Here is an 18,816-nt window from a genome sequence, read left to right on the forward strand (position 1 = left end):
AGATGTCAGACGAAGGCGCATCTTTTTGTGACGCTCAAGTCGATGATCGACTTCTATCCATGGGGCGGGGGCGGGCCTGGTGAGTGAGGCCCCCGCTCCCCGGGGTTCAGCGCCCCCCGAACACCTCGATCTCGACGCGCCGGTTCGGTGCCAGGCAATCGATGAGCGCCGCTCGCGAGGTTTGGGCGCATTGCACCTTCGGCTCGGACTCGCCCTTGCCTTGCACTTGCATGTTCTGCGGCGCCACACCGGCCTGCACCAGATAGTCGCGCACCGTGTTCGCGCGAGCCAGCGACAACGCGTTGTTGTAGGTGTTGCTGCCGAGGCGGTCGGTATGGCCCGTCACCTTGATGGCATCGAACGTCTTGACGCTCTTGATGTCGCCCGCCAACGCGTCGAGCTTGCGGCGCCCTTCGGGCAACAGGTCAGCCAGAGCGCCGCCGTCGAAACGGAACAGGCCATCGGCGCCGAGCGTGATCTTGCGCGGCGCAGCCGGGGCCGGCCCGGCCGGCCGTTCGGCCGCCTGCACCGGACGAGCCGCCAGCACGTCGCCGCAACCGGCCGGCAGCCAGTGGAAGGTCTGCGCCTTGTAGTCCTTGTCGAAAATCGCCTTGTACTGGCAGGTGGTGACCCCGCCGCCGGCCTTGCGGAAATGAAAGATGTAGTCCCACTCGCGCGGGCCCGCCAGGCCTTCGCGGAAGTGCGGACGGCCGAGCAGGTCGTACAGCTGGTCCTTCGTGACGCCCGGCGCCACGGCGCGCAGGTTGTCCAGGTTGGGGAACGTGCCTTCCTTGAGCCAGGCGTCATTGTCGATGCTCGGGAAGACCACTTCCGTGGCCTTGCCGTCATCGGTGATGCCCTTGCTCACATAGGAGCTGCAGCCCTGCAGCACCAGCAGTGCCGCGGCTCCCGCTGCAATGGCCGAGAAGCGATGGAATTGCGTTTTCGTCATGATGTTGTTCCTTTTTTCTTGTGCACTCGGCTTACCAGTGGAAGCCCGCGCCGGCTGCCACGCCGATCTTTCCGCGCGAGTTGGCCGAGCCGCTGAACTTCACGACCCAGCGACCGTTGTCCGAGAGCTTTGATACGCCGAGGGCGAGGGCGGCCTGACCGTCGAAGCCCGCCACGCCCGCGGCCACCATGCTCTTGCCTGGGATGTAGGCCTGCGGCATGTTGGCCATTGCCATGGCGCCGGCGGCGCCTGCGCTGGCGTCCTTGGCGATGCTGCGGATCTCGCTGCCAAGGCCGTTGACGCGCGCATCGGTGTACGCGTTGGCGCCGGCGATGCCGCTGTTCAGCTGGTTGACGTTGACGGCGTCGGTACCCGCAACACCGGGTGCCACGTTGTGCACCGTGACCGGGCCGGTCGCGTTGCTGCCGCCCATGCTCACGCTGTTGTAGTTGATCGAACCGTCCGGGTTGGTGTCGTACTTGACGGTCGACTGGTCGATCACCGCCACCACGCCCTGTACCCCGCGCAGCTGCGAGACATTGACCGCATCGCTGTCGGCCGAGCCCGCGGCCACGCCGGTGATCTGGCGGAACTGTCCGTTGGCCGCGTCGCCCACCGACACTGCTGCCAATGTGCTGGTCGTCGCGCCAATGGCGATGCGTTGCGAGTCGGTGGCCGTGGGCGGTACGAAACCGGCCACGCCTGCCGCTGTGGAAGCCACCGAGCCCGCGCCCAACGCCACGCCGCCGGCCTGTGTCACGCTGCTGCCCGCGCCCAGCGCCACGCCCTGAACTCCAGCCGCCGACGCGTTGGTGCCCATGGCAATCGAGTCCGCCAGATGTGAAGTCGCACCTTGGCCGATGGCAATGCCGCCCGGCGCGCTCTGCTGCACGATGGCACCGTTGCCGATGCCGACGCCGTTGTTGCCGTTGACCACCGTCTGCGGCCCGACCGCCACCGATTCGGCGCCGATGGCCAGCGAGTCCGCCGCCGTGGAGTTGGCGTGGAAATACTGGATCGGGGTGACTGCAAACGATTGCAGCGCGCCGCTGAGCTGCCGCACGGTGACCGCGTCTTGCGACTGCGTGCCGTCTGCAACATTGGTGATCTGGCGGTACGTGGTGGCGCTGCCGACCGAGAGCGCGCCAAGCAGCGTGCGGTCGGTGGTGTTGTATTCGATCAGGCTGCTGCCGGCCGGGATGCTGCCGGTCGAGGGCGCCACGAAGCGGTCGGAAACCGAGCCCGAGCCGAGCGCAACGCCTCCGTCGACCGTGGCGCTGGCGCCGAGGCCCTGCGCAATGCTGGCCACGCCGCTCGCGGCCGCGTCCTTGCCTGAGGCGATGGCGTCGGCGGCTGTCGCGCCTTCGTTGGCCTCGTTCCCACCGCCCGTGGAGCTGACGCTGTAGTACCGGGTCTTGTTGGCCGTGACCGTGCTGCTCAGGTTCTCGATCGACTGGTTGGTGGCGAACAACTGGCTGCCGTTGATGGCGTCGGTCGAGGTGCCGGAAATGCTGCCCGCCGCCACATTGGTGATGGTGCGTTCCGCACCCACCGCGCCCACGCTGACCGTGCTCGCCGGTGTGGCTCCGGCGAAGACGTAGGACTTGCCGTCGATCACGATGCCGCCCGTGCCGACGGCCGCGGTCGTCGTAGAGCCCGAGCCGAGCGCCACGTCTCCTGCATTGTTGGCCACCGCATTCGGGCCGATGGCAACGGAATTCGTCCCCACGGCCTTCGAGTCGGGCAGGACGGAGTTCGCGTGGAAGTACTTGATGCCCGCGCCGTTATTGATGTCGCCGATCTGGCTGTTGATGTTGTTGATCGAAGTCGTGTTCGCCGTCACCTGCTGATTGGTGGCGAACAGCTGCGAGCCGTTGATGGCATCGGTCGAGTCGATCGCGAGCCGTCCGGCCGCCACATTGGTGATGGTGCGCTCTGCATTCAGCGCACCCACGCTGACCGTGCTTGTCGGCGTGGCCCCAGCGAAAACATAAGGATTGCCGCCGATCGTGGCGCCCGATGTGCCGACTGCCTTGGAGGTCGTGGAGCCGAAGCCCAGCGCCACATCGCCTGCGTTGTTGGCCACTGCGTTCGGGCCGATGGCGACGGAATCCGTGCCCAAGGCCTGCGAGTCGGGCAGGGTGGAGGTGGCGTGGAAGTACTTGATGCCTGCGCCGTTGTTGATGCCGCCGATCTGGTTATTGAGATTGGTGATCTGGGTCGAGTTCAAGTCCACCTGTTGGTTGGTGCCGAACAGTTGCGAGCCGTTGATGGCATCGGTCGAGGTGCCGGAAATCCTGCCGGCCGCCACGTTGGTGATCGTGCGTTCCGTCCCCGGCCCGCCAACGCTGACCGTGCTCGTCGGATTGATGCCGAAGAAGTTGTACGGATTGCCGCCGATCACAATACCGGTCGTCGCGACTGCCGTGTCTGTCACCGAGCCCGAACCCAGCGCCACGTCACGCGCGTTCTTGGCCACCGCCGTATCGCCAAACGCAACCGCGCCCGCGGCCAGCGCGCTGCTGGTACTGCCGATCGCGACGCTACCTTGGCCGACCACGGTGTTCTGGTAGCCGATGCCGACCGCGCCTTGCGCCGCCGTGCCGGCCACGCCCACATCCTGGCCGCCGCCGCCAACCTTGTTGGTGTTGCCCATTGCCACGGAACCGTTGCCCGTGGCCGTGTTGTCCATGCCGCTCGCAATCGCGCCGTCGCCGGTCGCGGTGTTCGGGTCGCCGATCGCCACCGCGCCGTTGCCGCTGGCTACGTTGCCGGAGCCGATGGAGACCGAGCGGCCCCCGGTGGCGGTGGCGTTGGTGCCGATTGCAACCGCCTCGGCAGTGTTGGCAATCGCGGAAGTACCGATGGCGATCGCGTTGCCTGCGCTCGCATTCGCGTTCAAGCCGATCGACGTCGTCGCGTTGGCCGCGACGCCGATGCCCGCGTTGGTGCCGATGGCGACGTTGTCGTTGCCGCTGACCAGGCTGCCTGCCGCAGCCTTCAGGGTACCGTCGTAGGCGACCGAGCCGTCGCCTGTGCCGAAGGCGAGGTTGCGCGTTCCCGTGACGCCCGAACCCGCGCCACGCATCACGCTCGCAATGCCTCCGCCGATGGCGGTGTTCTGTGCACCAGTGACCAGCGCTCCGGAGGCAATACCTACTGCGACCGAACCCGTGTTGGCAATCGTCGAGCCAGCACCGGCACCTTGGCCGACCGAAACTGTGCTGGTCCCCATAGCAAGCGCCTCTGCTCCGAGTGCAAGTGAACTATTGCCCAGCGCTCGGGCGCCGTTGCCGACAGCGGTGGCTGCGTCGCTGGTTGCCGTTGCCAGGTGTCCTAGTGCAACGGCATCCGACGCGGACGCGGTAGCCTCATGTCCCAATGCCGTACTGCGGTCTCCGCTTGCGACGGACTTCCAGCCGCCGGCGAATGCAGTAGCGCCACTGGCCGTGGAACTGACACCCAGCGCCGTGGAATTCCCTCCCGACGCAACGGCGAAGGTGCCCAGCGCGCTGGCGCCAGCTGTGGTGGCCTCGGCGTCGACGCCGAGCGCTACCGAGTTGACCCCGCTTGACACTGTGCCTTGGCCCAGCGCCATCGCGCCGCCAGTGCCTGAGGCTGCCGCGTTCAGGCCAATAGCAACCGAGTATTGTGCCGACGAGACGGATTGACCGCCAATGGCGATGGCATCGGCGTTCGACGCGAGAGCGCCACTGGTGGCATTGCCGCCGATTGCCAGCGAACCGACGCCGGTGGCCTGTACGGCTGTTGCTGCGCTGATGCCACCCCCGCCGAGTGCTGTCGCATAGCCGACAGTGGCAGCGGCTTGCGCGCCCAAGGTAACGCCCCTAAGTCCAGCTGCTCTCGACTGTATGCCGATACTGATGGCTCCCTCGCCGCTGGAGATGACATCCGTACCGATAGCAATCGCCGACTCGGCGGACGCTCCGGTTCCAACGGTGCGGGAACCCAGGTAAATGGCGTTGGTGGCTGAGGCAATGGCATTGATGCCGAGACTCGTGGCATTTATCCCTGTACTTGAGGCGTTGAAACCTATGGCAGTGGCTCCGCCGAAAGTCGCTTGGGACTGTTGGCCCGCGCATGTCGCGCTGCCGCTGTAGGAGTAGTAGGGCGCCCCAGCGCAGAGCGCCTGCGCCTGTGCCCAAGAACCCCATCCCAAACCGCTCATCGCCAGCAGCGCAGTCAGAACCCCCCTGCGCAGGCGTCCCGGCGGGAGCGATGCAAGCGCGCTACCCACCGCGGAACCTGCCACGCAACTTCCGCTGCGCTTGCCTCTAGCACTGGTGGTCTCCGGCGCCGCAACCCAGGCCCCGAGGGAGTCATTCCAAAGCGAGCGATAAGTAGTGTTCATTTGCCCCATCCATGCGTATAAAAGTTCTAATGAACGACCGTTGGTCGCTCAACATTTGCAAAATTATGAAATATCGTTTTGCAAACAAATCTTAAAAGAGGGGCAAAGCGTTGCAACTGTTAATGTCTCATTTTGGAGTCACCTTGTTGAATTGATAATAAATTTCAATTGTGAATCTTTTGTTCATAGTAATATAAAGTTACTAATAGAATTAAGTTCATACATGCACCATTTTGGAGTTTGTAGAGATGGTTGTCGTTTAAGAGGCGTCGCTTCTTGGTGCATACGATGCGACCAGACAATGCCGAACGACCGACCGTCTGACGCTGCACGAACTTGCCTCAAGGATGCTGCTGCGCAGGGAAAGGGGGTCAGCCGCCAGTCAGTTACTGATGATCAAAAGCAGATCAATGCATTGCAAATATGCAATCGATATGCTGTTCCAACGTCTGTCTTTGGAGTTTTATTTTTGCTTGTGCCCAACATCTTCTAAAACATGCCAAAGATGAGTTGCGCACACACATCGAAATCAAAGCACGGCTTCGAACCCCTCGGAAGGTGTTGCCAGATGTGAACTTCCGATTTCAGCTGGACGCGATTGGCTAAATGAAAGCAAGAAAACCTCAATTGATTCGAAGCTCGGACTGCGCATGTCCGCTGGAATCCAAATTACTGCGATGCGGCGTGGGGGTAGCGTGAGCATCCGGCGATCATTCCGCTGCGCTCAAGCGGCGGCCTCTCCCGGGCGGAGCAGGGGCTGTACAAACATACAGTACAATCGGCGGGCTGGTCTCTGGCCCGGAAGTCGGTCACGTCCAACAGCCTGGCCGGCGCTCCGAACCTACTTTGCCGTTGCCCCGATCCTTGGTTTCTTTCCTCTCGGGGCCCTTGACGTGGCGACATCGTCAGGGCTTCCGCCCAGCCTTCGGGCTGGGCTTTTTTTTGCCCGGCGGGCGACGAGATCGCCCGCCGTCCGTCAGAACGACCAGTTCAGGTTGACCTTGAACCCATGGTCCTGCAGCCGGTCTCCAAACTGGCCCGAGTACGAGGCGTTCAATGCCAGGTTGGGGCGCAGTTGCGTTTCAATGCTGGCCTCCAGCACCGCCACGTCCTTGGCCTGCGGAATGCCTGAGAGCGCGGACGGCATGAGTGCAGAGTCGCTCGCGCAAATGCCTACGGCCGAATGACGATCTGAGGCTGTATGACGACGGTGGGAGGTTCTACGGGCTGTGGCGCCGCATAGTAGGGGCCGTCATATTGCCGAGGGCGTGCCGACCGTTCTTTGCACTTTCGCTCCTCTTTGTATTCGCCGCCTTTTCCCCACTTGCGCTCGACCTTGCACCGGCCGTCCCAATACTCTTCCTTGTGTTCGCGCTTTCCGTGGCGCCCCTTGCCGTAGCCATGGCCGCTTTCGTCTTTGTGCGGGTCCGCCAAGGCGGGTGCAACCAGGCCACCGGCCAGGAGGGCAGCGAGGGCCAAGGGGCGTAGCAGGTATTTCATGACGAACTTTGAAATGTGATTTGTTCCCATATCCTACCTGCTGCGGGATTATCGTCTGACAGGGCGAGGAGGGCACCGCGATACCTTCGAGTTCTCCCTGAAAGGAGCGATGCGGGCAAGCGTCAGCGTCGAGAAAAAACGCATCCAACGAGGTTCAGCCATGCCCTTGTTCTACCTGCTATACCTGCAGAACGTTGCCCTGCCCAAGGTGGTGACGAGACCCGAAGACGTTCAGTGTGTGAGCGTGTTGAAGGCCACTGGGCTTGTCGAAGCGGACATAGCGCCCGCATCGGACTCAGGAGGCAAGTACCACATTGCCCGAACAGCCACCGTGACGCGCATCACCGAGGACGGCATTGCGGAAATCAACAGGATGCTCCACGAACCTCGGCGAACGGCAAGGACGCTGCAGATAGCCAGGAACAAGATGCGGCGTTCTTTGTTGGCTTGAGCGTTCTGGGTATCTGGCGATTGCCAATAAGCCAACCCAGAAAAGGAAATGCCCCGTTACCTTGTGAGTAACGGGGCATCCAGAGGCCTCGCGGCATGTTTTGGCTCCTCGACCTGGGCTCGAACCAGGGACCTACGGATTAACAGTCCGGCGCTCTACCAACTGAGCTATCGAGGAACAAGCCTCAGATTATAGCGTGGTTTTTTGAGCCTTTCGAGCGCACGAATACGGCCGCCATAAATTTCTGCAGATTTTCTTGAGCGTCGTTCAGAGCGACACGCTCAAGCCGAGACGCAGCGTGCGCGGCGCTCCGGGAAAGAGGTAGACATGGCCGAACTGGTAGGGCGATTCTTTCCAGTAGCGGCGATCGAACACGTTGTCGACGGCAATGCTCCAACTCGTCTGAACGCCGCGCAGCTTGGTGTCGTAGCGCAGCACCGCATCGACACGCGTCCATGAAGGCAGCGTGATCGAACCATCGGGCAGCACGTTGCGCCGGCCCTCGTGCGAAAGCTGTCCCAATACCTCGAGGCCCGGCACCGACGCGACCCGGTAAGCCGCCTGCGCGCGCAGCACTTGCTTGGGCACATTGGTGGGCCACTGGCCGTTGATGGCGGGCTCGGCGGTGCTGCCGCGGCGCTTGGCATCCATCAGTGTGACGCTGCCGCCCAGACGCCAGGGGCCTGCATTCCATTGCGCGCCCGCCTCGAGCCCGCGGTGCACCGCGCTGCCGTCATAGCGGCCATCGCACGGTGTAATGAAGAGCCGGTTGCAGGCATCGAGATTGGTCATCGGCCGTTTGATGTCGAACCATGCGAGTTGCCAGTTGAAGACATCGCTGCCGCCCTTGAGTCCCAGTTCCCACTGGCGTGACGTCAACGCTGGCAATGCTTGGCCGGCGTTGCTGTACTGGTCACCCCTGTTCGGCACGACCTGTGATTCGACGCCCTTGCCCCAGCTTCCGTAGGCGAGCAATCCAGGCTGGATGGCGTAGCTGACAGCAATCCATGGCGTGGTCACGCCTTGCTTGTAGCCCGTCGGGTTCGAGCCGTCGTTGCCGATGCTGCTTCGATCGAGCCGCGTATGGCGCGCGCCGAGCCAGGTGGTGAAGCGGTCGTTCCAGCGGATCGCATCCTGCACCGAGAGTTCGGTCGAACGCTCGTCGCGGTTGGCCTGCGGGGTGACGGCGTCGGGGTTCGGCTGCACCACGGCCGTGGCCCAGATGTTGCCGGTGCCGACGTAGTTATAGGCCTGGTTCTGGAAGCGGTTGCGCACGCGGCTTGCGAGCAGGCCGAAGCCCAGCTCGTGCCGCACGCTGCCGGTCATCACGTTGCCCTTGAGGTTCAGGCTGCCGGCGGTTTGCGTGCGCCGCTCGTTCTCGCTGCGAAAGTCGTAGAAGTCGAAAGTACCGTCGGAGCAGTAGCGGTCGTAGTTGCCCTCGGCGCCGCAGCCGAACGCGTAGGCCAGCCGGTCATCGCTCTTGAGCCGCTGCTGGCCAAGCTGCGCGCTCCAGCGCCAGTCGGCATTGAGCGCCTGGCTGAAGCGCACGCTGCCGGTGAGCGCATTGAATTCCGAAGGCTGCGACCACGGCTGGTTGTTGAGGTTGATCTTGGGATCGACCGGCGTGGGCAGCGTGTTGCCGAGCAGGCTGAATCCGTTCTGGCTCGGCTGCGTCTTGTGGCTGCGCTCGATTTCGAACTCGAGCACCGAGTCGCGCGTGATGCGCCAGTCGCCCGCGAGCGAGAACATATTGCGGTTGCCGTCGAGGTTGTGCGTGAGCGGCTTGAGGTTTTCGCTCGCCACGTTGAGCCGATAGCCGAACTCGCGGTTCGCGCCGAAGCGCCCGCCCAGGTCGAGCGCACCGAGCACGCTGCCGCGGCTGGTGGTTTCGAGGCGCAGCGTACGCAGGTCTTGCTCGGTCGGCCGCTTGACCACGTAGTTGACCAGGCCGCCGGGGGCACTGGTGCCGGCCTGGATGCCGCTGGTGCCGCGCAGGATCTCGACACGCTCCTTGTTGTCGAGCGGAATCGATGTCTCGGCGCTGATCGGCAAGCCTTCGCGCCGGTAGTTGAAGCGGTTGTCCAGCACGAAGCCGCGCACGGTCAGGTAGTCCCAGTAGCCGGCCGAGTTGTAGGCATCGGTCACCGAGGCGTCGAACTGCGTCAGGTCCGCGAGGCGGCGCGCACCGCTCGTGCGAAGCTGCGTGCTGTCGATCACCGTGGCCGAGAGCGGCAGCTCGCGCAGCGGCACGTCGCCGAAGCCGCTCACGTCGGCTTGCGGTGCCGCATTGCTTTCGTTCACCGTGATGGCTGGCAACTCGGCTTGCTGTTGGGCATGCGCGCCGCCGGTGGCCAGGAGGAAGGCGGCGGCCATTGCGCGCGAAACGGGCGACAGCGGCCATGCGGGAAAAAGGAACTGCTTTGTTGTCATCTGGTTCTGTTCATGCGGAGGCTGCGTTCATGGCGGCCATCCATTGCGCGGCCGTGGCCTCGGGGTCTTCTGCGGTGACAAGCGCGCGCACCACGGCGACCGAGCCGACGCCGGTGGCAAGTACCTCGGGCAGGCGCACGGCATCGATGCCGCCGATGCCCACCTGCGGGTAGCCGCGCAACAGGCGCGCATACGCCCCGAGCCGTGCCACGCCCTGCGGGGCCGTCGCCATCTTCTTGAGGGTGGTCGGGTACACCGCACCCATGGCGATGTAGCTCGGGCTCACCGCATCGGCACGCACCATCTCGGCATAGCCGTGGGTGCTGACGCCGAGCCGCGGGCCCGCATCGCGGATCTGCCGCACCTGCGCGGGCGCGAGCGCATCGAGATCTTCCTGGCCAAGGTGCACGCCGTAGGCACCGGCGGCGATGGCCGTTTGCCAGTGGTCGTTGATGAACAGCAGTGCGCCCGTGCCGCGCACGGCTTCGACGGCGGCATGCACTTCGCGTTCGACGGCGGCTGCGTCGTCCGACTTGAAGCGCAGCTGCACCGTGGGGACGCCGGCGCGCGCCATGCGGCCGACCCATTGCGCATCGGGCAACACGGCATAGAGGCCGAGCCGGTCGGGGCAGGGCGCAAACGCGTCGTCGCGCGCCGTGGGGGGGAACGCACGCATGCCGAAGTCGGCAGGCGTCTCGGGCCAGTGGTTGGCATCGAATGCGCCGGTTCGCACCGTCTGCGCCCACCACGCTTGCGCGAGGCATTCGGCGTCGATGTCGATGAAGCCGAGCGCCGTGCAGGCCTGCTTCGCGCCGCGATATACCGGGTCGTCCGAGGAAAAGCTGCCCGCCGAAATGGCCGCGGCCGTGATGGCACCGAAGCGCAGCCCATGGGCCGCGACGATGGCATGGGCAACAGCGCGAGGGTCGGTCAAAGCGGTCATGCTGCGTGATGCCAGAAGGGCGTTCCGAGCACCGGCGTGCTCGGCTGCGCGGAGTCTTGTGCGGCCATGGCGCCGGAACGATGGGCGGCGCGGCCGGCCTGCACGGCGTCTGCAAAGGCGCCGGCCATCGATACCGGGTCTTGCGCCAGCGCCACTGCCGTGTTGAGCAGCACGCCGTCGTAGCCCCATTCCATCACCTGGCAGGCATGCGAGGGCAGGCCCAGGCCGGCATCGACCAGCATCGGCACGCTCAGCCGCTCGCGCAGCAACTGCAGCGCGTAGGGGTTGACCGGTCCACGGCCGGTGCCGATGGGTGCTGCCCACGGCATGACGGCCTGGCAGCCGACATCGACCAGCCGCTGGCACAGCACGAGGTCTTCGGTGCAGTAGGGCAGCACCTGGAAGCCGTCGCGAATCAGTTGCGATGCGGCATCGACGAGGTTCAGCGTGTCAGGCTGCAGCGTGTAGTCGTCGCCGATGAGTTCGAGCTTGATCCACGGCGTATCGAAGAGCTCGCGCGCCATCTGCGCGGTGGCAATCACTTCCTGCACGCTGTGGCAGCCGGCGGTGTTGGGCAGCACGGGCACCGCGAGGCGGCGCAGCAGTTCCCAGAAACCGTTGCCGCTATCGCTGGCGCCCGGGCTCGCGGACTGGCGGCGCAGCGAAGCGGTCAGCATCGCAGGCTTGGCGCGCTTCACCGCGGCTTCGAGCAGGTCCGGTGAGGGGTACCGCGCGGTGCCCAGCAGCAGGCGGCTGTGAAAGGTCTGGCCGTAGAGAACCAGCGGATCGTTGTCCGGAATTGAAGATGCGGTCGTCATGGTGTGTGTTGTCTCCATCTCTGTGGGTGCTTGTTCAGCCGCCGGTGACGGGGCGGATGACCTCGATGCGGTCTTCGGGCTGCAGCGCGCGCGCTGCGTGGGCCGAGCGCGGCACGAACTCGCGATTCACGGCCACCGCGAACGGCGGCACGGCATCGAGTGCGGCCAGCGCGTCGATCACGGTGGCGCCGTCCGGCAGCGTGTAAGGCTTGTCGTTGATCAGGACGTTCATCGTCATGGGGGGGAGGTCTCCAGCCCGAGCTTCTGCGCCAATGCCGAGCGGCCGTGCACGAGCAGTTCCATCGCGGCGTCGAGCACAGCGGGCGCGATCATGAAACCGTGCCGGTACAGGCCGTTGATCTGCAGCACGCGCGGTTGAGGTTGCCGGATTGCGGGCAGGTTGTCGGGCAGGGTGGGGCGGCACTGCGTTGCAATCTCCAGGATGCGTGCCTCGGCGAAGCCGCTGTGCACCGCATAAGCCGCGCTCAGCAGCTCGAGCGTGGAGCGCACGCTGGCAGGCGACATGTCGTCCGATTCGATTTCGGTCGCGCCGATCACGAACACGCTGCCGGGCTTGGGCGCGATGTAGAGCGGGTAGCGCGGATGCACCAGCCGCGTGGGCCGCTGCAGTGCCACCTCGGGCGCATGCACGCGAATGACTTCGCCGCGCACGCCGCGCAGTGCATTCCACTGAGGTTTGGCGCCGAGGCCCCGGCAGTCGATCACCCAGTCGGGCTGGCCCGGCGCGTCCGGAGAAAAATCTTCCGGTGCGCGTGGCGACTGCCAATGCAGTTTCACGTCGGGGCTGGTTTGCAGCGTAGCGAGCAGGGCGGCAAGCAGCGCGCGGTTGTCGAGCTGGCCTTCGCCCGGAAGAAAGAGCCCTTGTGCGAAGCGCTGGCCCAGCGAAGGTTCAAGCGCGGCAATGCCGGAGCCGTCGAGCGTCTGCATCGCGGCGAGTTCGGGCACCTGGGCGCCGGTGCGCGCCAGCACGCGCGCGAGCCGCGTTGCCTCGGCGGCATCCTGCCGGTGCCACAACACCAGCGTGCCTTCGCGCTGAAAGAACACCGGCTGCGCCAGCGGCGCCAGCAGTTCGGGCCAGCAGCTCAACGCGTACTGGCCCATGCGAACGACAGACACCGGCGCCACGGCCGATTCGGCCAGCGGCGCGAGCATGGCGGCAGCCACGCGCGCGGCCGCGCCTTCCGCCTCGGGGCTGCCTGCTTCGAACAGCTCGACCTTGCAGCCGGCCCGCGCCAGCGTGACCGCGAGCAGGCGGCCCATGAGGCCTGCGCCGAGGATGGCGGCCGATTGAAACGGAAGGCTCATGGTTTTGCTCCTTCCCCCTCTGGGGGAAGGTCGGGATGGGGGCAGCCAGAGCGCCCGATGCATACGCCGCTTGCCCCCACCCCAGCCCTCCCCCGGAAGGGGAGGGAGCAAGGCAAGGCGAGTCGTCGATAATTTTCGCCATGACCCAAGCTGCACATCCCGCTGCGCCGCAAGCGCCCCTGCGCTATGCGCGCGTGCTCTCGATCGCCGGCTCCGACAGCGGCGGCGGTGCCGGCATCCAGGCCGACTTGAAGACCTTCGCGGCCCTCGGCTGCTACGGCATGACGGCCATCACCGCGCTCACCGCGCAGAACACGCTGGGCGTTTCGGGCATTCAGGGCGTGCCACCCGCATTTCTCAAGGCGCAGATCCAGGCGGTGGTCGAGGACATCGGCGTCGATGCGGTCAAGCTCGGCATGCTGCATGCGCCCGAGGTGGTCGACGTGGTGGCTTGGGCCATCGATCACTATCGGCTGCCCAACGTGGTGCTCGACCCGGTCATGGTCGCGACCAGCGGCGACCGCCTGATTGCCGCCGAGACGGTGCAGGTGCTGGTGCGCGAGCTGTTCCCGCGCGCCATGGTGGTGACGCCCAACCTCGACGAGGCCGCCTTGCTCATCGGCCATGCCATCGACGGCATCGATGCGCTCGACGATGCGGCCGAAGAATTGCTGGCGCTTGGCGCACAGGCCGTGCTGCTCAAGGGCGGCCACTTGCCCGGCGACGAAGTGGTCGACGTGCTGTTGGGGCGCGGCGGCGTCCGCAGGCGCCTGGCCTCGGCCCGCATCGCGAGTCGCAATCTGCATGGCACCGGCTGCACGCTGTCGTCCGCGATTGCCGCGCACCTGGCGCTGGGCCTGGCGTTGCCCGAGGCCGTGGAGCATGCACGCACGTTCGTGCTCGGCGCCATGGCCGCCGGTGCGAACGTGCGCATCGGTGCGGGACACGGTCCGCTCAACCACGGCTTTGCGCCAGTACCGACGCACCGCCTGCCGTTGTAGACGTCGGCTTGGGCCGGCTGATCCACGCCAGCAGGAAGGTGGCTGCCAGCGTCGGCAGGGCAGAGCCGAACTGCGGCGCCCACCTGGCCGCAGCGTGATAGGCCGCAATGCCGGCAATCCAGATCAGTGCCGCGCCAAGGTCGACGCGGCGGTTGCCGACTGATGCAATGGCCTGGCCTGTACCCAGCCGTCCCAGGATCACGCCGTAGAGCGGCACGAACACCGAGCTCAGCAGCAGCAGGAAGGGTTCGAGCGTGTGCATGGGCAGCACCAGTGCGAGGGCAATGCACAGCACGGCCAGCAGCAGGCCCCATCGCTTCACGCTCCAGCGCGGCAGCAGACTGTGCGTCGACACAGCACCCGAATAGACATCGCCGTATGCGTTGTCGAGCTCGTCGATCAGGATCAGGCCCAGCGCCACCAGCCCGCCCTGTGCGAGCAGCAGTGCGGTGACCAGGCCCGTGCCCGGTTCGGCCACGCTCACCACCATCACGCCGAGGGCATAGCACCAGATGTTGGCCAGCGCGTAGCCCAGCCAGGTGCCGCTGAATGCACTGCCGAGACCACCCTGTCCGCTGGCATTGCGCTTGCCGTGGCGGGCATAGTCGGCCACCAGCGGCAACCATGACACCGGCATGGCGATCACGAGGTCCAACGCGCCGAACATGCCCATGCCGCCAGCACCCGGCCGCGCCCAGAAGGCGTCCAGCCCCTTGGCCTGGAGCCGCGTCGCGAACTGCCAGGTGAGCCAGAGCAGAGAGAGCACGACCAGCGGCAGGCCGAAGCGGCTGACGAAGCGCCGCACCAGCTTGACCATGGAGCCCGCCAGCAGCGCCAGCAGCACCGCGCCCCAGAGCAGCGTGGTGAGGGCGCCGCCCAGCGGCCCGGTGAGCGTCAAACCGAATGCCTGCTGGCCGATGGCCTGCGTGCCCTCGCGCATGATCACGAGCTCGAAAGTGGTCCAGCCCACCAGCTGCACGATGTTGAGCAGCACCGGCAGCCGCGCGAAGGCGCTGCCGTAGGTGGCGTGCATCAGCCCCGCGCTTGCGAGGCCGGTTTCGCAGCCCAGCCGCGCAGTCCATGCCAGAAGCCCCGCGCCGAGCAGCGAGCCCAGCACGATGGCGATGGCCGCATCGCGCGTGCCCACCGCTGGCACCAGGTAGGCGCCGATCTGCATCACCAGCAGCCCGACGCCCAGGCTGAACCAGAGCGAAGCGTGGTCGTGCCAGCCGAACACGCGCTGCGACGCGGGCAACGGCGTCAGCGCCTCGTTGGCGGAAGAAAAACTATCGTCGTGTGCCATCCAGTTGCTCCAATGCAAAAGGTTTGGCAGGTGGGCGAGGCTCCGGCGGCGGAGCCATCGCGCGAGACAACGCGACAGGCCGCCGGACCAGCTTCCCTGCGCGAGGATTACCTCAGTCAGGTTCAAAGGGACTCTCTCAGTCAGCCCCGGAACGGATTCCGGTTCGACACCCCTAGCGGTGGTGCTCCGCGCCGTGGCGCAAAGCGGAAACTATTGTACGAGCCTGCGCGCGAAAGCTTCCAAACCATCGATGACGATCTGGATATGCCGCTCGAAGCTGCTGTCCAGCGGCACGGTGCTGCCGTTGTCCCAGCGCACGATGAAGGCCTGGTTGGCCAGGAGCGGCAGGTTGCGCGTGAGCACCGGGTGATCGAGCGGGCGAATGGTGTGGACGCGCTCGCGCAGCTCCTCGGCCCAGGCCTGGGTGTTGTCCGAGGGCAGGGGGGAGAACTCCATCGTCACGAAGCCGAGCATGGCCGCGATCACGCAGTTGTAGGCCTCCAGCAGCGGCTGTCCCTCGAATCCGGCCTCGACCAGGGCCGCGAGCACGCCTTCCACCAGCTCGATGGGCAGGCTGCCGTTCGACACCAGTTGCGCACCCAGCAACTGCGCCACGTTCGGGTGGCGGCGCACCGCGGCGCGGCAGCGGCGGAACAGTTGCGCGATCCATTCCTGCCAGGGCTGCTTGCCGGGCGGCGGCGTGACGTCGGCCATCACCATGGCGGCCACTTCGGCGAGCAGCGCCTCGCGCGTGCTCACATGCCAGTGCACCGTGGCCGGATAGACGCCCAGCCGCGCCGCGATCTCGCGCATGCTGAAAGCGCCGAGGCCGAACTCGTCGATGTGCGCCAGGGCGGCTTCGGCAATGCGCCGCTTCGACAGCGCGCCGCCGCCGGCGGGCCGGCCGGCGGTCTTGGGTTTGGGCTCGGAGGCGGTTTTTTTCATGGATGCTGCCATTGTGCGGCGGGGAAATTGATTGTATAAATAATATTAATTGAGCACTGATCAATTAATCGAAGCCGAAAGCCTGCCATCCCACGTTCGAAGGACCAGCCCATGACCGACGCCGCAATCGACCAAGCCCTTGCCGAGGCGCATCAACGCTTCACCGACGGCAACCCCGCGAGCCGGCGCCAGTTCGAGGAGCAGGCGCGCTACATGCCTGGCGCCAACAGCCGTTCGGTGCTTTTCTACGCGCCGTTTCCGCTCACCATCGCCAAGGGCGAGGGCGCGGCACTCTGGGATGCCGACGGCCACCGCTATGCGGACTTCATCGCCGAGTACACGGCCGGCGTCTACGGCCACTCGGCGCCCGAGATCCGCGATGCCGTCATCGAGGCGATGCAAAGCGGCATCAACCTCACGGGGCACAATCTGCTCGAAGGACGGCTCGCAAAGACCATCTGCGAGCGCTTCCCGCAGATCGAGCAATTGCGCTTCACCAACTCGGGCACCGAGGCGAACCTGATGGCGCTCACGGCCGCGCTGCACTTCACGGGAAGGCGAAAGATCGTGGTGTTCTCGGGCGGCTATCACGGCGGTGTGCTCGGCTTCGGTGCCAAGCCCTTGCCGACGACCGTGCCCTTCGACTTCCTGGTGCTGCCCTACAACGACGCGCAGCTTGCGAGCGAGCAGATCGCCAAGCACGGGCCGGAGATCGCCGCCATCCTGGTCGAACCGATGCAGGGCGCGAGCGGCTGCATTCCGGGGCGCCTCGACTTCCTTCAGGCACTCCGCGATGGCGCGACGAAGGTCGGCGCGCTGCTGATCTTCGACGAGGTCATGACCTCGCGCCTTGCGCCGAACGGCCTCGCCAACAAGCTGGGCATCCGGTCTGATCTCACCACACTCGGCAAGTACATCGGCGGCGGCATGTCGTTCGGGGCCTTTGGCGGGCGTGCGGACGTGATGGCGCAGTTCGATCCGCGCACGGGCTCGCTCACGCATTCGGGCACCTTCAACAACAACGTGATGACCATGGCGGCCGGGTATGCCGGCCTCACGAAATTGTTCACGCCCGAGGCGGCCGGCGCGCTGGCCGGGCGCGGCGAGGCGATGCGTGCGCGGCTCAACGAGCTGTGCGCGAAAGAAGCTGTGGACATGCAATTCACCGGCGTGGGCTCGCTGATGAATGCGCATTTCCTCCGAGGAGAAGTGCGGCGTGTGGACGATCTGGCGGTGGTTGACGGGCGTCTGCGCCAACTGCTGTTCTTCCACCTGCTGGGCCAGGGCATCTATGCCTCGCCGCGGGGCTTCGTCGTACTGTCGCTGCCTTTGCCGGATGCGGACATCGACCGCTTCGTCGCCGCCATCGGCAGCTTCATTGGCGAGTATCGGGCGCTGCTGCCTAGCGCGGAGTAGTGCCGGCCACGCCCAGCAGCTCATGCAGCCGCGTGCTGGTGGTCGTGTACTGCAGCGGCACGGCCTTGCCGGGGAACACGATCGCGGTGGCGCCCCAGGCGGCCAGCGTGGCCTCGTGGAAGCCGCAGACGATGAGCTTCTTCTTGCCCGGGTAGGTGTTGATGTCGCCCACCGCGAACACGCCGCGTTCGCGGGTTTCGTACTTTTCGGTGTCGACCGGCACCTGCTTGCGTTCGAGCTCCAGGCCCCAGTCGGCGATGGGGCCGAGGCGCGGCGAAATGCCGAGGCAGGCGACCAGCGCGTCGAGCGGCAGATCGACAGTCGTTGCGTCGGGCGTCGTGATCTGCAGCTGCTTGCCGTCGAAAGCGGTGGGCTGTCCGACCTTGAACGCCAGCTTGCCTTCTGCCGCCAGCGCACGCATGGAAGCGGCAGTGCCTTCGTCGGCCTGGAAGCCGTCGCGCCGGTGCACCAGCGTGACCTGTTTGGCAATGGCGGTGAGAGCGATGGCAGTTTGCAGTGCAACGTCGTCGCCGCCATTCACCACCACCGTCTGTCCCGCAAAGCGGTCCAGCGAATCGGGGTGATAGAAAAGCGAGCTGCCTTCGAACTGCGCAATGCCTTCGATGGCAATGCGCTTGGGCACGAAGGCGCCGACGCCGGCCGCAATGAACACCGTCCTGGCCAGGAAAGCCTTGCCCGCCGAGGTCGTCAGCAGCAAGCGCCCATCGGCCTGGCGGGCGAGGGTGGCGACCTGTTCGCCGAAATGAAACTGCGGCTTGAACGGCGCCACCTGCTCCAGCAGCGATTGCGCAAGATCGCGCCCGCTGGTGACCGGGGTGCCCGGAATGTCGTAGATCGGCTTGTCGCCGTAGAGCGCCACGCACTGGCCGCCCGCGGCGGGCAGCGCATCGACGATGTGGCAGGAAATCTCGAGCAGGCCGAGCTGGAAGGCCTGGAACAGCCCGACCGGACCGGCGCCGATGATGAGCGCGTCGGTTTCGATGGGAGCCGGGCCTTCGGGGTTCAACGGACCAGTTCGCCGATCTTGTCGGTCTTGTCTTTCCACTCTTCGGCGTCGGGCAGGGCCGGCTTGCGCTTGGTGATGCTCTTCCAGCCGTCGGCCAGCGCGAGCTCGGCATTGAGCTTGATGAAGGCGATCTGGTTGGCCGGGAGGTCTTCCTCGGCGTAGATCGCATTGACCGGGCATTCGGGGATGCAGACCGCGCAATCGATGCACTCGTCCGGGTCGATCACCAGCATGTTGGGACCTTCGCGGAAGCAATCCACGGGGCATACGTCCACGCAGTCGGTGTATTTGCAGCGGATGCAGGCTTCAGAGACGACGTGGGTCATTTGTCT

Annotated in this window: 16 protein-coding genes, 1 tRNA gene, 1 pseudogene and 1 riboswitch; of the genes and pseudogenes, 3 read left to right on the forward strand and 15 right to left on the reverse strand. The window is 65.7% G+C overall.

Annotated features, from left to right (window positions below; genetic code table 11):
- Nucleotides 1–106 precede the first annotated feature (106 nt).
- The 5 genes and pseudogenes from ABIC94_RS08150 to ABIC94_RS08165 form a co-directional block, all read right to left on the reverse strand.
- Nucleotides 107–952, reverse strand: coding sequence for an OmpA family protein (locus tag ABIC94_RS08150; protein WP_354372518.1), 846 nt, complete (start codon nt 950–952; stop codon nt 107–109).
- 31 nt (nt 953–983) lie between these two features.
- Nucleotides 984–4,790, reverse strand: coding sequence for a YadA-like family protein (locus ABIC94_RS08155; RefSeq protein ID WP_436317968.1), 3,807 nt, complete (start codon nt 4,788–4,790; stop codon nt 984–986).
- Nucleotides 4,791–5,201: 411 nt separating this feature from the next.
- Nucleotides 5,202–5,333, reverse strand: a pseudogene (locus ABIC94_RS27355) (ESPR domain-containing protein); the annotation flags it as partial.
- A gap of 967 nt (nt 5,334–6,300) precedes the next feature.
- Complete coding sequence (locus tag ABIC94_RS08160) at nt 6,301–6,471, reverse strand: autotransporter outer membrane beta-barrel domain-containing protein (protein ID WP_354372520.1); 171 nt, start codon at nt 6,469–6,471, stop codon at nt 6,301–6,303.
- A 26-nt stretch (nt 6,472–6,497) separates the two neighbouring features.
- Nucleotides 6,498–6,824: a hypothetical protein gene (locus ABIC94_RS08165; RefSeq protein ID WP_354372521.1), complete on the reverse strand. Its 327-nt coding sequence runs from the start codon at nt 6,822–6,824 to the stop codon at nt 6,498–6,500.
- A 160-nt stretch (nt 6,825–6,984) separates the two neighbouring features.
- On the opposite strand from ABIC94_RS08165, the gene ABIC94_RS08170 reads away from it, so the two are divergent.
- Nucleotides 6,985–7,275 carry a hypothetical protein gene (locus tag ABIC94_RS08170; RefSeq protein WP_354372522.1) on the forward strand — a complete coding sequence of 97 codons (291 nt, stop codon included), beginning with the start codon at nt 6,985–6,987 and terminating at the stop codon, nt 7,273–7,275.
- A 101-nt stretch (nt 7,276–7,376) separates the two neighbouring features.
- Here ABIC94_RS08170 and ABIC94_RS08175 read toward each other — a convergent pair.
- The 6 genes from ABIC94_RS08175 to ABIC94_RS08200 form a co-directional block, all read right to left on the reverse strand.
- Nucleotides 7,377–7,452 (reverse strand) — tRNA-Asn (locus tag ABIC94_RS08175).
- Nucleotides 7,453–7,542: 90 nt separating this feature from the next.
- Complete coding sequence (locus ABIC94_RS08180) at nt 7,543–9,705, reverse strand: TonB-dependent siderophore receptor (protein ID WP_354372523.1); 2,163 nt, start codon at nt 9,703–9,705, stop codon at nt 7,543–7,545.
- A gap of 10 nt (nt 9,706–9,715) precedes the next feature.
- Entirely contained in the window at nt 9,716–10,648 is a 933-nt protein-coding gene (thiE, locus tag ABIC94_RS08185; protein WP_354372524.1) for a thiamine phosphate synthase, read from the reverse strand.
- Nucleotides 10,645–11,466 carry a thiazole synthase gene (locus ABIC94_RS08190; RefSeq protein WP_436317956.1) on the reverse strand — a complete coding sequence of 274 codons (822 nt, stop codon included), beginning with the start codon at nt 11,464–11,466 and terminating at the stop codon, nt 10,645–10,647. Before ABIC94_RS08190 ends, thiE begins: the two co-directional genes overlap by 4 nt.
- A 34-nt stretch (nt 11,467–11,500) precedes the next feature.
- Entirely contained in the window at nt 11,501–11,704 is a 204-nt protein-coding gene (gene thiS, locus ABIC94_RS08195; protein WP_145743690.1) for a sulfur carrier protein ThiS, read from the reverse strand.
- Nucleotides 11,701–12,792: an FAD-dependent oxidoreductase gene (locus tag ABIC94_RS08200; RefSeq protein WP_354372525.1), complete on the reverse strand. Its 1,092-nt coding sequence runs from the start codon at nt 12,790–12,792 to the stop codon at nt 11,701–11,703. The genes thiS and ABIC94_RS08200 overlap by 4 nt, the downstream gene beginning before the upstream one ends.
- Nucleotides 12,793–12,932: 140 nt before the next feature.
- Between ABIC94_RS08200 and thiD the strand changes: the two genes are divergently transcribed.
- Nucleotides 12,933–13,793, forward strand: a complete 861-nt coding sequence (gene thiD, locus ABIC94_RS08205) for a bifunctional hydroxymethylpyrimidine kinase/phosphomethylpyrimidine kinase (RefSeq protein WP_354372526.1) — start codon at nt 12,933–12,935, stop codon at nt 13,791–13,793.
- Here thiD and ABIC94_RS08210 read toward each other — a convergent pair.
- Together ABIC94_RS08210 and ABIC94_RS08215 are read right to left on the reverse strand one after the other, a co-directional pair.
- Complete coding sequence (locus ABIC94_RS08210) at nt 13,747–15,096, reverse strand: purine-cytosine permease family protein (RefSeq protein ID WP_354372527.1); 1,350 nt, start codon at nt 15,094–15,096, stop codon at nt 13,747–13,749. The genes thiD and ABIC94_RS08210 overlap by 47 nt on opposite strands.
- Nucleotides 15,097–15,172: 76 nt before the next feature.
- Nucleotides 15,173–15,280: riboswitch (TPP riboswitch) on the reverse strand.
- A gap of 26 nt (nt 15,281–15,306) precedes the next feature.
- Nucleotides 15,307–16,041: a TetR/AcrR family transcriptional regulator gene (locus tag ABIC94_RS08215; protein ID WP_354372528.1), complete on the reverse strand. Its 735-nt coding sequence runs from the start codon at nt 16,039–16,041 to the stop codon at nt 15,307–15,309.
- 111 nt (nt 16,042–16,152) lie between these two features.
- Between ABIC94_RS08215 and ABIC94_RS08220 the strand changes: the two genes are divergently transcribed.
- Entirely contained in the window at nt 16,153–17,457 is a 1,305-nt protein-coding gene (locus tag ABIC94_RS08220) for an aspartate aminotransferase family protein (protein ID WP_354372529.1), read from the forward strand.
- Here ABIC94_RS08220 and ABIC94_RS08225 read toward each other — a convergent pair.
- Both ABIC94_RS08225 and fdxA read right to left on the reverse strand, forming a co-directional pair.
- Entirely contained in the window at nt 17,444–18,484 is a 1,041-nt protein-coding gene (locus tag ABIC94_RS08225) for an NAD(P)/FAD-dependent oxidoreductase (protein WP_354372530.1), read from the reverse strand. The two genes, ABIC94_RS08220 and ABIC94_RS08225, sit on opposite strands and share 14 nt — an antisense overlap.
- The gene (fdxA, locus tag ABIC94_RS08230; RefSeq protein ID WP_055806301.1) at nt 18,481–18,810 is read right to left on the reverse strand and encodes a ferredoxin FdxA; all 330 of its coding nucleotides are present in this window, start codon (nt 18,808–18,810) and stop codon (nt 18,481–18,483) included. Before fdxA ends, ABIC94_RS08225 begins: the two co-directional genes overlap by 4 nt.
- Between the last annotated feature and the right edge of the window lie 6 nt (nt 18,811–18,816).

The organism is Variovorax paradoxus (assembly GCF_040544635.1).
GTDB classification, from domain to species: domain Bacteria; phylum Pseudomonadota; class Gammaproteobacteria; order Burkholderiales; family Burkholderiaceae_C; genus Variovorax; species Variovorax paradoxus_R.

Coding starts and splice junctions, on each gene's coding strand:
- ABIC94_RS08150 (WP_354372518.1), bottom strand. CDS start 952: ATGACGAAAACGCAATTCCATCGCTTCTCGGCCATTGCAGCGGGAGCC.
- ABIC94_RS08160 (WP_354372520.1), bottom strand. CDS start 6,471: ATGCCGTCCGCGCTCTCAGGCATTCCGCAGGCCAAGGACGTGGCGGTG.
- ABIC94_RS08165 (WP_354372521.1), bottom strand. CDS start 6,824: ATGAAATACCTGCTACGCCCCTTGGCCCTCGCTGCCCTCCTGGCCGGT.
- ABIC94_RS08170 (WP_354372522.1), top strand. CDS start 6,985: ATGCCCTTGTTCTACCTGCTATACCTGCAGAACGTTGCCCTGCCCAAG.
- ABIC94_RS08180 (WP_354372523.1), bottom strand. CDS start 9,705: ATGACAACAAAGCAGTTCCTTTTTCCCGCATGGCCGCTGTCGCCCGTT.
- thiE (WP_354372524.1), bottom strand. CDS start 10,648: ATGACCGCTTTGACCGACCCTCGCGCTGTTGCCCATGCCATCGTCGCG.
- ABIC94_RS08190 (WP_436317956.1), bottom strand. CDS start 11,466: ATGACGACCGCATCTTCAATTCCGGACAACGATCCGCTGGTTCTCTAC.
- thiS (WP_145743690.1), bottom strand. CDS start 11,704: ATGACGATGAACGTCCTGATCAACGACAAGCCTTACACGCTGCCGGAC.
- ABIC94_RS08200 (WP_354372525.1), bottom strand. CDS start 12,792: ATGAGCCTTCCGTTTCAATCGGCCGCCATCCTCGGCGCAGGCCTCATG.
- thiD (WP_354372526.1), top strand. CDS start 12,933: ATGACCCAAGCTGCACATCCCGCTGCGCCGCAAGCGCCCCTGCGCTAT.
- ABIC94_RS08210 (WP_354372527.1), bottom strand. CDS start 15,096: ATGGCACACGACGATAGTTTTTCTTCCGCCAACGAGGCGCTGACGCCG.
- ABIC94_RS08215 (WP_354372528.1), bottom strand. CDS start 16,041: ATGAAAAAAACCGCCTCCGAGCCCAAACCCAAGACCGCCGGCCGGCCC.
- ABIC94_RS08220 (WP_354372529.1), top strand. CDS start 16,153: ATGACCGACGCCGCAATCGACCAAGCCCTTGCCGAGGCGCATCAACGC.
- fdxA (WP_055806301.1), bottom strand. CDS start 18,810: ATGACCCACGTCGTCTCTGAAGCCTGCATCCGCTGCAAATACACCGAC.